The following is a 15,647-nucleotide window of genomic DNA, read 5'->3' as shown; positions in this document are numbered from 1 at the left end:
AAATTTGATGTTTAGCCGATTTAAAGGTATAATATAAGAGAATAAATATGCTGATTGGGTGATAAAAAATGGATGAACGTGTCATAGAAATTACGACGGAGTATGTAACTTTAGGTCAAGTTTTAAAAATTACTGATATTATCCAAAGTGGTGGAATGGCAAAATGGTATTTAAGTGAATATTTTGTCTATGTAAATGATGAAGAGGAACAACGCCGTGGACGTAAATTACGCGAAGGCGATGTCATCGAATTCCCTCACGAGGAAGTAAAAGTATTCATTAAAAATAGAGATTAATGAAAGTAAAGCAACTACAACTAAAAAATTATCGTAATTATGAATTGCTTGACTTAACATTTAATGACGGCTTAACGATTTTAACTGGTGAAAATGCCCAAGGAAAAACCAATCTCCTTGAGGCGATTTTTTTGTTATCCATGGCAAAAAGTCATCGGACCAACCATGATAATGAGTTAATTCGTTGGGGTGAATCTTACGCTCAAGTTGAAGCGACAATTGAAACCAAAAATTATGACTTTCCTTTGTCACTGTCTTTTGGCCCTAAAGGTAAAATTGCTAAGGTAAACTATATTGAACAAGCAAAGCTAAGTCATTTTATTGGAAAATTAAATGTCGTCTTATTCGCACCGGAGGATCTTCAGTTAATCAAAGGTTCTCCTAGTTTGAGACGCAAATTTTTAGATTCTGAGTTGGGTCAATCCCATCCAGTTTATCTACAAGCACTTCTTGATTACAATCGCATTTTAAAGCAGCGCAATCGCTATTTAAAAGAGAATGGCTACAAAAAACAATTTGATCAAGTTTATTTTGATGTGATTACGGACCAACTTATCGAAAAAGCGGTTGAAATCATTACTTATCGAATTGAATTTGTAGAAGCTCTTGATGAACTTGCTCGCCCTATTCATAAGTCACTTTCAAATCAACGTGATATTTTGAGTTTGGAATATAAGAGCAGTACATCGAAGTTAGATTATGAGCAATTAGATACACTTGACCAACAATTCCATCGTTTATATGAGAATTCTCTAGAAAGAGAAAAAGAACGGGGCGTTACCGCTTATGGGCCGCATCGTGATGATTTGTATTTTGCATTGAATGAAAAAGATGCACAAAACTTCGCATCGCAAGGACAGCAAAGAACAATTGTCCTATCTTTGAAGTTAGCTGAGATTGAATGGCTAAATAATCGGATTGGAGAATATCCAATTTTACTATTGGATGATGTCTTATCTGAATTAGATGATAATCGACAACATATATTAATGAGCCAGATTGAAGGGAAAGTTCAAACATTCCTGACTACAGCTACAATTAAAGGGTTAAACCTGACACAATTAGAACATGCACAAATCTTGTATGTTGAAGATGGGCAGATTACCGAAGAAGGAGAGTAGAACATGCCAGATAATATTAATGAACAAAACTATGACGCGAATCAGATTCAAGTCCTTGAAGGTCTTGAAGCGGTTCGAAAGCGTCCGGGTATGTACATAGGAACGACAAGTATTGATGGTTTACACCACTTAGTGTGGGAAATCGTTGATAATTCAATTGACGAGGCACTTGCAGGTTATAGTGATCATATCGAAGTCGTTATCGAAGCGGATAATTCAATTACAGTTACCGATAATGGTCGTGGAATTCCAGTAGATACTCAAGAAAAAACGGGTCGTCCCGCTGTTGAGACCGTCTTTACGATGCTTCACTCAGGAGGTAAATTCGGTGGTGGCGGTTATAAAGTTTCCGGAGGACTTCACGGCGTAGGTGCAGCAGTCGTAAACGCGCTGTCTACTCACTTATATGTTGAAGTTTCACGTAATGGTAAAGTATACCGTGAAGAATTTGAACGCGGGAATATCGCCAAAGAATTGGAAATCGTCGGGGCATCTGAACATACAGGAACAAAAGTAAACTTTAAAGCCGATCCTACGATTTTTACTGATACAACGGACTTTAAATACAATATCTTAAAAGAACGTATTCGTGAATTAGCTTTCTTAAATAAAGGTTTACGTATTAGTCTAGAAGATAAACGTGAAGAGCGTGAAGAATCAGATAGTTTCTTCTACGAAGGTGGTATTCAAAGTTTTGTTGAATATATCAATGAAGATAAGCAAGTTTTACATGAGAAACCAATTTACTTAGAAGGTGAATCTGACGGGATTCAAGTTGAGATTGCTTTACAATATACAACCGATTACGCAACTAAAATTCTATCTTTTGCTAATAATATTCATACCCACGAAGGTGGAACACATGAATCTGGGTTAAAAGCTGGATTAACGCGTGTCATCAATGATTATGCACGTTCAAATAACTTACTAAAAGACTCAGATGCTAATTTATCTGGAGATGATACTCGAGAAGGTTTAACTATTGTATTGTCTGTTAAACATCCGGACCCACAATTTGAGGGACAAACAAAGACGAAACTTGGTAACTCTGAAGTTCGTACAATTACAGACCGTCTTTTCTCGTCTAATTACGAATCTTTCTTATTAGAAAATCCAAAAGTAGCTAAAATCATTATCGAAAAAGGTATTTTAGCTTCACGCGCAAGAAACGCTGCAAAACGTGCCCGTGAAATGACACGTAAGAAATCTGGCTTAGAAATTGCTAACTTACCAGGTAAGTTAGCTGACTGTTCAAGTCGTGATCCAGAAAAAAGTGAATTATTTATCGTGGAGGGTGACTCTGCCGGTGGATCAGCGAAACAAGGGCGTTCAAGAATGTATCAAGCAATTTTACCCATTCGTGGTAAAATTCTTAACGTTGAAAAAGCGTCAATGGATCGTATCTTAAACAATGAAGAAATCCGTTCATTATTTACGGCAATGGGAACAGGTTTCGGTGCTGAATTTGATGTATCAAAAGCACGTTATCATAAATTAATTCTGATGACCGATGCGGATGTCGATGGTGCACATATTCGTACGCTACTATTAACTTTAATTTTCCGTTATATGCGTCCTTTATTAGAAGCGGGCTATATTTATATCGCTCAACCACCTCTATACCAAATTAAACAAGGTAAAAAAGAACTGTACTTAGATACGGACGAACAATTACGTAAATGGCAAGCAGAAAATTCAGATGCGCGTTACTCTCTACAACGCTATAAAGGTCTTGGAGAGATGGACTACGAGCAACTGTGGGATACAACAATGAATCCAGAAAATCGTCGCTTACTACGTGTAACGATTGACGATGCTGAGATTGCAAATGATGTTATGGAAATGCTTATGGGGGACGAAGTTCCACCACGTCGTGAATTTATTGAAGAAAATGCCGTTTATGTACAAAACTTAGATACTTAATAGCTATTAGATATCTATGTCTCATAAACAGAAAGGAATAAATATATGAGTGAAATTTTCGGAGATAATCACCGCGAATTTGAATCAATTAATCTTCCAGATGAAATGCGAACGTCATTTCTTGACTATGCAATGAGTGTTATTGTCTCACGTGCACTTCCAGATGTACGTGATGGATTAAAACCCGTTCAGCGCCGTATTTTATATGGGATGAATGAATTAGGGGTTACCCCTGATAAACCACATAAGAAATCTGCACGTATTGTTGGGGATGTTATGGGGAAATATCACCCCCATGGGGACTCAGCAATCTATGAAGCGATGGTACGTATGGCACAACCATTTAGTTACCGTCAATTACTCGTGGATGGACACGGGAACTTTGGTTCAGTCGATGGTGACGGAGCAGCGGCAATGCGTTATACGGAAGCACGTATGTCGAAAATTGCCTTAGAAATGCTTCGTGATATTAATAAAGATACTATTGATTTTCAAGAAAACTATTCTCAAGAAGAAAAAGAACCCGTAGTATTACCTGCTCGTTTCCCTAACCTGTTGGTAAACGGTGCGGCTGGTATTGCTGTTGGGATGGCAACAAATATTCCGCCACATAATTTAGGTGAAGTCATTGATGGTGTGATTGCGCTAATGCACAATCCAGAAATTACTGTCGAAGAAATTATGGAACACATTCCAGGTCCAGATTTCCCAACGGGTGGTATTGTTATGGGGAAATCAGGTATTCGTAAAGCCTACAAAACAGGTAAAGGGAAAATCATTATCCGTTCAAAAGTAGATATTGAACCCATTGGTAATGATCGTGAACGTATTATTGTTTCAGAATTACCCTATGGAGTAAATAAAGCGAATTTAGTTAAACGTATTGCTGAATTAGCGCGTGAAAAACGAATTGAAGGTATTACTTATGCTAACGACGAGTCTGCGCGTGAAGGGACACGTGTGGTTATTGAAGTAAGACGTGATGTTTCTGCCAGTGTTGTCTTGAATAACCTTTACAAATACACTCCAATGCAAGTGTCATTTGGTTTTAATATGCTTGCGATTGACGGTGGCGTACCTAAAGTCCTAGGTATTAAAGATATTCTTGATAAGTATTTAGATCATCAAATTGAAGTGATTCGTCGTAGAACTGAATTCGAGAAACGTAAAGCAGAAAATCGTGACCATATCTTACAAGGATTATTGATTGCTTTAGATCATATTGATGAAATTATTACGATTATCCGTTCGTCTCGTGATGGTGAGACAGCTAAAACACAATTAATCGAAAATTACGGACTTACAGATGTCCAAGCACAAGCAATACTCGATATGCGTTTAGTTCGTTTAACTGGCTTAGAACGTGAAAAAATTGAGAAAGAACACAATGATTTACTCGCATTGATTGAACGCTTAACTGAGATTTTAAGTAACCAAGAGCGTATGTTTGAAATTATTGAAGATGAATTAACAGATTTAAAAACACGTTTTGGCGATGAACGTCGAACGGAATTACAAATTGGGGAATTAATGAACATCGATGACGAAGATTTAATCGATGAAGAAGATGTATTAATCACTTTAACTGCTAACGGATATGTGAAGCGAATGACTCAAGATGAATTCCAAGTTCAAAACCGTGGTGGACGTGGTGTTAAAGGTATGGGCTTAGGAGATAACGATGAAATTCAAACACTTGTCTCAGCTTCAACCCATGATACCCTATTATTCTTTACGAACCTCGGACGCGTATTCAGCCTTAAAGGGTACGATATTCCAGAATACGGACGTCAGGCAAAAGGTTTACCAATCGTAAACTTAATTAGTCTTGGTACTGGAGAAGTAGTGAAACAAATTATTTCAGTGAATAAATCAACCGAAGAATCTGGTCAATCTGATAGTTACTTATTCTTTGTAACGCGAAGTGGTACAGCAAAACGTACTGAATCATCAGATTATTATAATATTCGTCAAAATGGATTAATCGCAATTAACTTAAAAGAAGGCGATGAATTAGTCAATGTTATGGAAACAACGGGTGAACACAACATTATTATCGGAACACATAACGGAAACGCGATGACTTTCAATGAAAGTGATGTTCGTGTGATGGGGCGTACTGCCACAGGTGTCCGTGGTATTAAATTACGTGATGACGATTATGTTGTTGGATCTGACGTATTGAGTGATGAGCACGAAGTCTTAGTTGTAACTGAAAATGGTTATGGTAAACGAACACCTGCTTCGGAATATACACCTAAAAATCGTGGAGGTCTTGGAGTGAAAACGTCCAATATCTCTGAGAAGAGTGGTAAATTAGCAGGTATCGTGACTGTTAAAGGTGATGAAGACTTGATGATTATTACTGATCAAGGTGTTGTAATAAGATCAAACGTTGGTGGGATTTCCCAAACATCTCGTGCTACCCTTGGTGTTCGTATGATTCGATTAGATGACGATGCTATTGTTAGTTCGATCGCTACGATTCCAGCAGCTGAAGAAGTTGTTACAGAGGAAGAGGTCATTGAACACATTGATGACGTCAAAGTTGACCGTGAGTCAGTAACTTCCGAAGATGTTGAACTGAATGAAGAATTATCAGAAAGAATTTCAGAAGCAGTAGAAGATACTGAAGAAGAGTTTGAAGAAGATAACGAATAAAAAATGAACAAAGAAGCGACAAGCTTTCATCATTTGATGAGCTTATCGCTTTTTTTATTTGTTAAATTATCTTAGTTTGTTGACGGTTTAAGATGTCGAACACGAACGACGCCTTCGATATTTTCTAGTGCAACCTTATCATTTGCTTCGATGTCATCGTCTAAATCAATCATTGTACAAGCCCAGCCATTGCGAGGTTTGTTCGTTAATCGGTTAATATTCAGATTGTGTTGAGAAAGTACATGAGTAATCTGACCAATCATGTTCGGAATATTACGGTGTAACACCGTTATACGGCAAACTGTTTGGATTGGACCAAAATTAATCGTTGGGAAATTCACTGAATGATGAATATTTCCATTTTTTAAGTAGTCCATCACTTGATTAACGACCATATTTGCTGCATTCGCTTCACTCTCAGGCGTTGATGCACCGAGATGGGGGATATTAATCGTATTTTTCATAGTTAATGTTTTTTCATCTGGGAAATCAACGACATATTTACCTATACTTCCATTATTAATTGCGTCTTCCAAAGCATTTAAATCCACTAAACCACCACGGGCACAGTTAATAATGATTTGACCTTTTTTGGCTTCAGCTAATAATTCGGCATTTAAATAATTTTTTGTACTGTCATTGTATGGAATATGTAATGTGATGTAATCACAGTTTTGCATAATATAATCAATATCATATTGAGTTTTTGTTGAGGGATTCAAGCCAAGAGCGTGTTGAACCGATAAGTATGGGTCATAACCGTAGACATCCATCCCTAAACCTAAACACATATTAGCAACAAGCACACCAATGGCACCTAAACCAATAACGCCAATTTTTTTACCGGCTAATTCGGGTCCAACGAATTGCTTTTTACCTGCTTCAACTTTTGGTCCAATATCAGACTCTCCTACGAGCGTTTGAGTCCATTCTAAGGCCGATTCAATGTTTCTTGAAGACATAATCAAAGCAGACAGAACTAACTCTTTCACACCGTTTGCGTTGGCGCCTGGTGCATTTGCAACAACAATCCCCTTCTCAGTCAATTCATTGATTGGGATATTGTTAACACCTGAACCTGCTCGACCTACAAATTTTAAATTCTCTGGTAAATCCATTTGATGCATATCAGCACTTCTTACAATGATGGCATCCACTTCAGAATCACTATGATTTAAAGTAAATTCGTGTGTTAGCTTACTTAATGCATAGGCATCAATATTATTTAATGTTTTAATTTTAAATCTTTTTTCAGTATGGCTCATTTTATACCTCGCTTATTTTCATTTTCAAAGTCCTTCATAAACTCAATGAGTGCATCGATACCTTCCATCGGCATGGCGTTATAAATACTCGCACGCATGCCACCGACTGATCGGTGTCCCTTCAAGTTATATAGACCTTTTTCTTTGGCTTCTTTAGCGAAAGTTTTATCTAAATCTTCTGAAAGAGTTCTAAAAGTCACATTCATTATTGAACGGTTCTCTTTACGAGCTGTACCTTGATATAAATCACTTTGATCAATGTAATCATAGAGTTTCGCTGCTTTTTCTTTATTGATAGCTTCAATGGCCTTTATACCACCTTGCTCTTCTAACCATGCAAAGACTTGAACAGCAACATATATAGCGAAAGTAGGTGGTGTGTTATACATTGAGTCTTTATCAATTTGTGTCGCATAATCGAGCATTGTAGGCGTGATATCTTGAGCCTTACCTACTAAGTCTTTACGCACAATGACAACAGTTAGACCCGCAGGTCCCATATTTTTCTGAGCACCAGCATAGATTAAGCCAAATTTTGAGACTTCATATTCTTCTGATAGAATATTCGAAGACATATCAGCGACTAAAGGAATATTGTCAAATTGAGGGAGCTGCTCAGGTTTAAAACGCGTACCATAGATTGTATTGTTCAAACACAAATGGACATAATCAGCATCTGGACGGACATTAATAGCGTCATTATTTGGAATAAAGGTAAAATCATCCTCTTCAGAACTTGCTGCGATTTGAATATCACCGTAGCGAAGTGCTTCTTTATAAGCTTTTTTAGAGAAACTTCCTGTTAAGATATAGTCAGCTTTACCTGATGGATTTAATAAATTTAATGGTACACTTGAAAACTGAGTTGATGCCCCACCTTGTAAAAATAAAATTTCGTAAGTATCTGGAATATTCATTAAGTTGCGTAATGATTGCTTAGCATTCGCATGAATTTCCATGTAGGATGGAGATCGGTGACTCATTTCCATAACGGATAGGCCTTGCCCTTGGTAATTTGTTAGGTTTTTACTAACATCTTCTAATACTGAAACCGGCAGTGTAGATGGTCCTGCAGAGAAATTATAAATGCGATTCATCTCATACGCTCCTTTTTAATTTATGATATGAGCATTATATCACAAATCAAATAAAAACTAAGGGATTTTATTAAAATAAGATGAAAATAATGTAAAACATCTCATAAAAAACTTTCAAATAAAGCTTGTAATCAAATAATGATAATTGTATAATTCATAAATGTGAGTATTTAACTATACTCTCCTTGCTCTAATAAATTTTTAGGGCCATCAGACCAAAAGGAGGTGCAAGCCAAATGAGCCAAACAACAAAATACGAAATTTTATATATTATCCGTCCTGACTTAAACGAAGACGAGAAAAATGAATTAGTAGAACGTTTCGATGGTATCTTAACAGCAAACGGAACTACAATTGTTGAGTCGAAAGACTGGGCAAAACGTCGCTTAGCATATGAGATTAATGATTATAAAGAAGGAATTTATCATTTAATCATAGCTGAAGCTTCAGATGCTGCAGGAATCAACGAATTCGACCGTTTAGCTGCAATCAATCGCGGAATCTTACGTTTTATGATTACTAAAGTAGAAGCTTAATTTGTTTCACGTGAAACACTTTGAAGGAGGATGTAATTGTGAACACAGTTCAATTAGTGGGACGTTTGACACGAGAAGTTGACTTGAAGTTTACTTCTTCGGGTATTGCAGTAGGTACTTTTACCATAGCCGTTAATCGCAATTTTACTAATCAACAAGGTGAGCGTGAAGCTGATTTTATTAGTTGCGTAATCTGGCGTAAATCAGCAGAAAACTTTGCTAACTTTACTCGTAAAGGATCTCAAGTTGGAATCGAAGGACGTATTCAAACACGTAATTATGAAAACCAACAAGGTCAACGTGTCTATGTTACTGAAGTAGTGGTAGAACAGTTCCATTTATTGGAACCACGTTCAGTTACAGAACAAAGACCTGCGGATACTAGCAACAATAATAGCAGTAGTAGTTATGGTGGCGGACAAAGTTATAACAGTAACAACACTCAAAAACAACAAAACAACTACAACAATAACCAATCATCGTATCAAAACAATAATTCAAATAACAATAGTGGAGGTTTCGGTAACTCACCATTTAATATGGAAGATGGCACGCCAGTTGACATCTCTGAAGATGACTTACCATTCTAATCTTTCAACATTCGTTTAAAATATAAAGGAGGATAACACCTATGGGACAACGTCGTGGTGGAAGACGCAGAAAAAAAGTATGTTTTTTCTGTGCAAATCATATTGATCACCCTGATTATAAAGACGTGGATTTAGTTAGCCGTTTCGTATCTGAAAAAGGTAAAATTTTACCTCGTCGAGTTACAGGTACTTGTGCTAAACATCAACGTACTTTAACTTCAACAGTTAAACGTACTCGTATTATGGCACTAATTCCATTTACAATTAAAGACTAATTTAAGTTAGCTGAGAGTAGGACCTCGTGTTCTACTCTCTTTTTTTGACGCATAACATAGATGTTTCACATGAAACTTTTGACAAGTTTCTAAAAAGTTAGTAAACTTCGGAACAATAGCATTGGAACATGGATTATGTTAAAATACTTAGTATATTATTAATTAGATGAGGTGAAATATGTTTAATAAAGAAAGACTTAAAGTATTCTTTGAACAATTTCATTCATTAGATATTAGTTGGCAAATTTATAGTTTAGTCATTTTATATACAATTATTATGCTCGCTGCATTAATGTTACGCTGGGAAATCGGTGTAATGCTTTTTATACTACTAATTGCAGTTGTCGTATTTTTTGTGTTTAATTATGAAAACTTTATTCGTAACTTAAGTACAATGGCGAGTCGCCTCTCTCAATCAGTACGAGGTGCGCAGGAAGATGCAATGTACCGCTCTCCTATTGGAATCCTATTATATGGTCAAGATTCTAATCATCGCATTAAGTGGGTCAATCCAGCGATGCAACATTTGTTTGGATCACAAGAGTTACTTGGAGAACCACTAGTATCTATAAATAAAGAGTTTGACAAAATGGTAGCAATTGAATCTGATAAACATTGGCATACGGTTCCTTTTATGGACCGGTATTACCGTGTATTACACCAAACAGATGTGAAAGCATTATATATGATTGATGTAACAGATGAAGTGTTGATTCGAGAACAGAAGAAATTCGATCAAGTTGTATTCGGTTATCTTTTCTTGGATGATTATAACGAGATTGTGGAAACACTCGATGATCAACAGGCAACCAATTTTGACTCTATTATATTGAATGATATCAATGAATGGGCTGAATCCTATGGCATTTTTACTAAACGGATCAATGAGGAAAAATTTATTCTACTTCTAAACCAATATGTGCTTGATAAACTTGAGAAAGATAAATTTAAGTTTTTCGATGAGATGCGTGAACGCAATTCCTTAAGAAATATGCCATTATCAATTAGTATTGGCGTATCTTATCCAGATTCACCAAGTTATCGTATAGATGACTTATCAGACCAAGCACAACTTAACTTAGATTTAGCACTTGGACGCGGTGGCGACCAAATTGTTGTTCGATCGCAGTCTGGTAAAGCAAGGTTTTATGGTGGTAAGACAAATCCTACAGAGAAACGTACAAACATAAAATCACGTCTTGTTTTTCAAGCCTTACGCACGTCAATACAACAAGCAGAACAAATACTCATATCTGGCCATAAAACCCCCGATATGGATTCTATGGGCTCTGCAATAGGTATTTATAAGATTGTAAGATCATTTGGGGTTCCGGCTCATATTCTTATTAATGAAGATGAGTTTAACCAAGATATTCGACAGCTATTGGCTTTAGATCAAGCTCGATATTTATGGGATGAAGATATCTTCGTAAATAAAGAAGAAGCTGAGAAATTTACAACAGACGAAACATTAATGATTTTGGTCGATCATCATCGTCCATCATTAAGTGAAGCTGAAGAGATAATCAATGGACATGATGTGGTTATTATTGACCATCACCGCCGTGGAGAAGAATTCCCAGAGCAAACGGTTCTTACATATATTGAACCCTATGCTTCATCAACGTCAGAGTTGATTACTGAATTTTTCATTAATATGCGTAATACGAATGAAGCTTTAAACAAGTTTGAGGCAACAGCATTACTTGCTGGGGTAATTGTAGATACGAATAACTTCTCATCTCGAACGGGTTCTAGAACTTTCGATGTTGCAAGTTATTTAAAATCGCGGGGTGCTGACCGAGTTCAGATCCAACGATTGCTCAAAGAAGATTTATCTAATTTGATAGAGCGAAATAAGCTCATAGAGAATACAAAATTTGTTAAAGAAGGCTTTGCGGTCATCATTGGACCTGATGAAGAAGTCTTTGATAATATAACTGCATCACAAACTGCTGATGTATTATTAGACGTTAAAGGTGTGGAGGCTTCTTTTGTTATCTACCGTAGAAGTGATTCTGTTGTAGGGATTAGTGCACGAAGCTTAGGAAGTATCAACGTACAAACGATCATGGAAAGATTAGGAGGCGGAGGTCATTTATCAAATGCTGCAACGCAAATTGAAGATAAAACGACTGAAGAGGTCTACATTCAATTATCAGAAGAAATAAATAAAGAATAAGGAGGACTTTAAATGAAAGTAATTCTATTAAAAGATGTTAAGAAACAAGGTAAAAAAGGTGATGTGATTGAAGTATCAGATGGTTACGGACGTAATTATCTAATCAAGAACAATTTAGCTAAAGTAGCGGATGGTGCAGCTTTAAATCAGTTAAAATCTAAAAAAGAAGCTGAAGCTAGACTAGCTAAAGAAGAACTAGCTGAATCTAAAGAAACTAAAGAAGCGATTGAAAAAGAAGGAACTGTTGTTACAATTGCTGCTAAAACAGGAGAAGATGGTCGATTATTCGGTACTATCCCTTCTAAACAAATAGCAGAAGAGCTTGAAAAGCAATATAACATCGAAGTTGATCGCCGTAAAATTCAATTAGGTGAAAATCTTAACTCTTTAGGTCGTTACAAAGTTCCAGTGAAACTTCATAGTGAAGTCACAGCAGATATTAAAGTACATATCGTTGAACAATAATTTTATCTGAAACAATTTATTATTTCAAAAGTGTATTCATTGGTATTCAACCCAATGAATACACTTTTTTATTGGGAAATATTATAAACATGTAGATAAAATAAATCAATTAAAGAAAAGTTATCAACATGTTCATACCTATGAAAAAGGCTCAAAATTTGGTATGATTTATATACTTGTATTTAAGAGTGAATCGAGTAGAATAAAGAAATGAAGAAAGAAGGTGAACCGTTGGAAAATAACCCAATGGATAGACAACTACCATATAATATAGAAGCTGAACAATCTGTGCTCGGCGCTTTACTCATCAATCCTATTAAAGTAGGAACGGTTCAATCAATTATTGAGGAAGATGACTTTTATTTACGTAAACATCGTATTATCTTTAATGCGATGGCAAATATCTTCGATTCACCTGATTATGAACTTGATGCCATCACTTTAATTGATCGATTAACAAGCTATGGTGAAATCGAAAATATCGGCGGCCATGATTATATAATTGAGTTAACACAAACTGCACCGACAGCGGTGAACGTGGACCATTATGCAAAAATAGTAAAAGATAAATCAATTTTACGTAGTTTAATCTCAGCTAGTACACAAATAAGCCAGACAGCCTATGAAGAAGGTGATGAGATTGCTAATATCATAGAAAAAAGTGAAAAACTTATCTTATCAATTGGTGAAGGTAAGAATAATGACGGACCCGTCTCTATACGATCGCTAATTTCAGATGCATTTGAGAACATAGTTCGATTATCGGAAGAGAAAAGAGATGTTGTTGGCTTACCAACAGGTTATATAGACTTAGATAAATTAACAAGTGGTTTCCAGCCAGACCAATTAATTATTCTAGCTGCGAGACCATCAGTAGGTAAAACAGCCTTTGCTTTAAATATTGCCCAAAACGTTGCCACTAAATCTAAAATACCTGTCGTAATATTCTCACTAGAGATGGGGGCATTAGACTTAGTAAACCGTATTATTTGTGCGGAAGGTAATATCCATGCATCCAATTTACGTACAGGACAACTAACTGATGATGAATGGAATAGTTTCACGGTGGCTACAAACACACTTAAAGATGCACCTATCTTTATTGATGATACAGCAGGGATTAAAGTATCTGAAATACGTGCTAAAAGTAGACGATTAAAACAAGAAAATCCAGATTTAGGTCTGATTGTGATTGACTATCTTCAATTAATCGAGGGATCAGGTGGAGAAAGTCGTCAGCAAGAAGTATCTGAGATTTCTCGTCAATTGAAGAAATTAGCTAAAGAATTAGGCGTTCCTGTTATTGCGCTGTCTCAATTATCTCGTGGTGTGGAACATCGTCAGAATAAACGACCAATCTTAAGTGATATTCGTGAGTCTGGATCGATTGAGCAAGATGCGGATATCGTTGCCTTCTTATACCGTGAGGATTATCACCAACAAGAAGGTGATGAAGAAACTGTTCAAGATGATGATTTGCCTGATAATACTGTTGAGGTAATCTTAGCTAAGAACCGTGCAGGTGCAAGAGATACGGTTCGTTTATTATTTAAAAAGGAATATAATAAATTCTCAAGTCTTTCATTTGTGCCCGAACCACCCATGATGTAACTTCTAATAATGAACTCTTTCTAATTAAATTTAGAAAGAGTTTTTGTATTAACTCGATTAACTCGGTGATTAATCTGTTTAATCACTGTTTAAATAGGTGTGTAAAGTAGCAAAACCCGAATAAACGTTCCACGTGAAACTTTTTTGTAGGAACATCTGTTCTTTTGGTTATTTCTTTCTCTTTACGCTGGTTTATATTAAACTTATATATATTACAATGAAAGTGGAGGTAACAATATGGAGACGGTCGAAAAGAATCAGCAAGATGTAGTAGGTAAGTTAAAATTGAACGCTTTAATTCTTATATCTTTTTTTATAGTGTTATTTGCTCTACCTGATAGTACGGATGCTACTACAATTGAGTCTCTTGAAAGCATTGACTATACTCAAGCTGACTATATACAAGTAGTTGAAGCTGAACCTGTTGATGAAGCCATATACGAAAATATAGATACTGATACAACGATATACCCTCAAAGTGACTATACGTTGATTGAAGCTGAATTGCCAAGTGATCAAGTATCAATTAATGAAGACACTCTATTTACTGATGAAGCTCTACTTTCATTTGCTCAGACGGATGAAGTTTATAATTTTGTTCATTTTAATGCTTATAAAGATTCATATAGAGATATAGCCACTTATATTTCATATTACATCTATTATTCGGCTGATCCAGAAGATCATTATTTAGTCGCACCGATGAATTTAACTACTGACGTCGTTGATTTATACAATTATAGTGATTTAATCGCGATGCAACGCTTAGATATTAATCATAAGCTTAGACAAATTTATTTTAATGAGTATTCTGAAGATTTAGTTGAACGTTATGAATTAAAACAAATGATTCCGACTTCAGTTTATGCCGATGCTAAAGCTTCAATGTTACGTGCCGAGGAATTATATAGTCAAGTTGATTCGGAAAGTGACGATTATGACTTAGCTACCGAAGTGATTGAGATTGCTAGAGAAGAATTTAGTATCTTTACCAACAAATATAATAATGGGCATTTAGAAGAGCCTGTTTTACATTATTTTATCTCTGATCAAATTGAAGACGAAGCTGTTTTAGAAGAAAATATCGCTTCGATTGAAGAGGTAGTTGAAACACTGCCAAGTGAAATTAAGCGTCGACTTTCGAATATTTATATCTTAGCGGAAAATGAAATGCCACCTTCAGAAACACCAGGCTTTACTTTACATGGTTTAGCTAAAGATGATGGGACTGTATATTTTGTAGGTGATAAACCCATTTACAAAAATCTAATTTATCATGAATTTGGGCACACGTTAGATTTTGCTAGCTATGCATTAATTGATTGGGATGAAGAGTCTGAAGATTCTTGGTCAACTCAAGATGATTGGCAGGCCATTTATGAAAATGAATGGGCAGATGAAGAGTCTTATTACAATTCTACCATTGAATCATTCGCAGAAGGCTTCGGAGTGTACTCCTTGAAGTATTTCTTAGATGAAAATCCTGATTTATCAGCTTATCCAGATAGTTCATTGGAAGATAGACCAGAGACAGTTGCATACTTTGATCAGTTATTCGAAACATTAGACTACTAAACAAATGAGTAAACAAAAAACCCTAAGCACTCTTTAGTCTCACAACTATA

At 35.9% G+C, this 15,647-nt stretch carries 13 protein-coding genes; 11 read left to right on the top strand and 2 right to left on the bottom strand.

Translation table 11 applies throughout. The features are described 5' to 3' along the window. Positions 1–68: 68 nt before the first annotated feature. From yaaA to gyrA, 4 genes are read left to right on the top strand one after another with little or no spacing between them, the layout of a single operon-like run. Positions 69–296 (top strand): S4 domain-containing protein YaaA, encoded by a 228-nt coding sequence (yaaA, locus tag HW423_RS02465; RefSeq protein WP_138403764.1) that lies wholly within the window; start codon positions 69–71, stop codon positions 294–296. Continuing rightward, positions 296–1,417, top strand: a complete 1,122-nt coding sequence (gene recF / locus HW423_RS02460) for a DNA replication/repair protein RecF (protein WP_218930365.1) — start codon at positions 296–298, stop codon at positions 1,415–1,417. Before yaaA ends, recF begins: the two co-directional genes overlap by 1 nt. Positions 1,418–1,420: 3 nt before the next feature. Beyond that, entirely contained in the window at positions 1,421–3,340 is a 1,920-nt protein-coding gene (gene gyrB, locus HW423_RS02455) for a DNA topoisomerase (ATP-hydrolyzing) subunit B (RefSeq protein WP_218930364.1), read from the top strand. 45 nt (positions 3,341–3,385) lie between these two features. Continuing rightward, positions 3,386–6,001, top strand: a complete 2,616-nt coding sequence (gyrA, locus tag HW423_RS02450) for a DNA gyrase subunit A (protein WP_218930363.1) — start codon at positions 3,386–3,388, stop codon at positions 5,999–6,001. A 71-nt stretch (positions 6,002–6,072) separates the two neighbouring features. Here gyrA and HW423_RS02445 read toward each other — a convergent pair whose 3' ends face one another. Then, on the bottom strand, positions 6,073–7,266 hold the full coding sequence (locus HW423_RS02445; RefSeq protein ID WP_218930362.1) for a 3-phosphoglycerate dehydrogenase family protein: 1,194 nt from the start codon (positions 7,264–7,266) through the stop codon (positions 6,073–6,075). Beyond that, entirely contained in the window at positions 7,263–8,363 is a 1,101-nt protein-coding gene (gene serC / locus HW423_RS02440; protein WP_218930361.1) for a 3-phosphoserine/phosphohydroxythreonine transaminase, read from the bottom strand. The genes HW423_RS02445 and serC overlap by 4 nt, the downstream gene beginning before the upstream one ends. Before the next feature lie 236 nt (positions 8,364–8,599). Between serC and rpsF the strand changes: the two genes are divergently transcribed. The 7 genes from rpsF to HW423_RS02405 all read left to right on the top strand — a co-directional run bounded on the left by rpsF (position 8,600) and on the right by HW423_RS02405 (position 15,597). Then, entirely contained in the window at positions 8,600–8,899 is a 300-nt protein-coding gene (gene rpsF, locus HW423_RS02435) for a 30S ribosomal protein S6 (protein ID WP_218930360.1), read from the top strand. A gap of 35 nt (positions 8,900–8,934) precedes the next feature. Beyond that, on the top strand, positions 8,935–9,489 hold the full coding sequence (gene ssb / locus HW423_RS02430) for a single-stranded DNA-binding protein (RefSeq protein WP_218930403.1): 555 nt from the start codon (positions 8,935–8,937) through the stop codon (positions 9,487–9,489). Between the two features lie 41 nt (positions 9,490–9,530). After that, positions 9,531–9,764 carry a 30S ribosomal protein S18 gene (gene rpsR / locus HW423_RS02425; protein WP_138403756.1) on the top strand — a complete coding sequence of 78 codons (234 nt, stop codon included), beginning with the start codon at positions 9,531–9,533 and terminating at the stop codon, positions 9,762–9,764. A 178-nt stretch (positions 9,765–9,942) separates the two neighbouring features. After that, complete coding sequence (locus HW423_RS02420; RefSeq protein ID WP_218930359.1) at positions 9,943–11,946, top strand: DHH family phosphoesterase; 2,004 nt, start codon at positions 9,943–9,945, stop codon at positions 11,944–11,946. Between the two features lie 12 nt (positions 11,947–11,958). Continuing rightward, positions 11,959–12,411 (top strand): 50S ribosomal protein L9, encoded by a 453-nt coding sequence (rplI, locus tag HW423_RS02415; RefSeq protein ID WP_218930358.1) that lies wholly within the window; start codon positions 11,959–11,961, stop codon positions 12,409–12,411. A gap of 210 nt (positions 12,412–12,621) precedes the next feature. Then, positions 12,622–14,022, top strand: coding sequence for a replicative DNA helicase (gene dnaB / locus HW423_RS02410; RefSeq protein WP_218930357.1), 1,401 nt, complete (start codon positions 12,622–12,624; stop codon positions 14,020–14,022). Between the two features lie 237 nt (positions 14,023–14,259). Further along, positions 14,260–15,597 (top strand): hypothetical protein, encoded by a 1,338-nt coding sequence (locus HW423_RS02405; protein WP_218930356.1) that lies wholly within the window; start codon positions 14,260–14,262, stop codon positions 15,595–15,597. Positions 15,598–15,647: the final 50 nt, after the last annotated feature.

Origin of the sequence: Ruoffia halotolerans (assembly GCF_014049385.1) — a bacterium.
Lineage (GTDB): Bacteria > Bacillota > Bacilli > Lactobacillales > Aerococcaceae > Ruoffia > Ruoffia halotolerans.
Note: the sequence above shows the minus strand (reverse complement) of the source record. Positions and strands in the feature narration are given on the sequence as shown.

Excerpts from the sequence above, each read along its gene's own strand:
- rplI (WP_218930358.1), top strand. The coding sequence starts at position 11,959 with ATGAAAGTAATTCTATTAAAAGATGTTAAGAAACAAGGTAAAAAAGGT.
- serC (WP_218930361.1), bottom strand. The coding sequence starts at position 8,363 with ATGAATCGCATTTATAATTTCTCTGCAGGACCATCTACACTGCCGGTT.
- HW423_RS02405 (WP_218930356.1), top strand. The coding sequence starts at position 14,260 with ATGGAGACGGTCGAAAAGAATCAGCAAGATGTAGTAGGTAAGTTAAAA.
- HW423_RS02445 (WP_218930362.1), bottom strand. The coding sequence starts at position 7,266 with ATGAGCCATACTGAAAAAAGATTTAAAATTAAAACATTAAATAATATT.
- rpsF (WP_218930360.1), top strand. The coding sequence starts at position 8,600 with ATGAGCCAAACAACAAAATACGAAATTTTATATATTATCCGTCCTGAC.
- HW423_RS02420 (WP_218930359.1), top strand. The coding sequence starts at position 9,943 with ATGTTTAATAAAGAAAGACTTAAAGTATTCTTTGAACAATTTCATTCA.
- rpsR (WP_138403756.1), top strand. The coding sequence starts at position 9,531 with ATGGGACAACGTCGTGGTGGAAGACGCAGAAAAAAAGTATGTTTTTTC.
- gyrB (WP_218930364.1), top strand. The coding sequence starts at position 1,421 with ATGCCAGATAATATTAATGAACAAAACTATGACGCGAATCAGATTCAA.
- recF (WP_218930365.1), top strand. The coding sequence starts at position 296 with ATGAAAGTAAAGCAACTACAACTAAAAAATTATCGTAATTATGAATTG.
- gyrA (WP_218930363.1), top strand. The coding sequence starts at position 3,386 with ATGAGTGAAATTTTCGGAGATAATCACCGCGAATTTGAATCAATTAAT.
- dnaB (WP_218930357.1), top strand. The coding sequence starts at position 12,622 with ATGAAGAAAGAAGGTGAACCGTTGGAAAATAACCCAATGGATAGACAA.
- yaaA (WP_138403764.1), top strand. The coding sequence starts at position 69 with ATGGATGAACGTGTCATAGAAATTACGACGGAGTATGTAACTTTAGGT.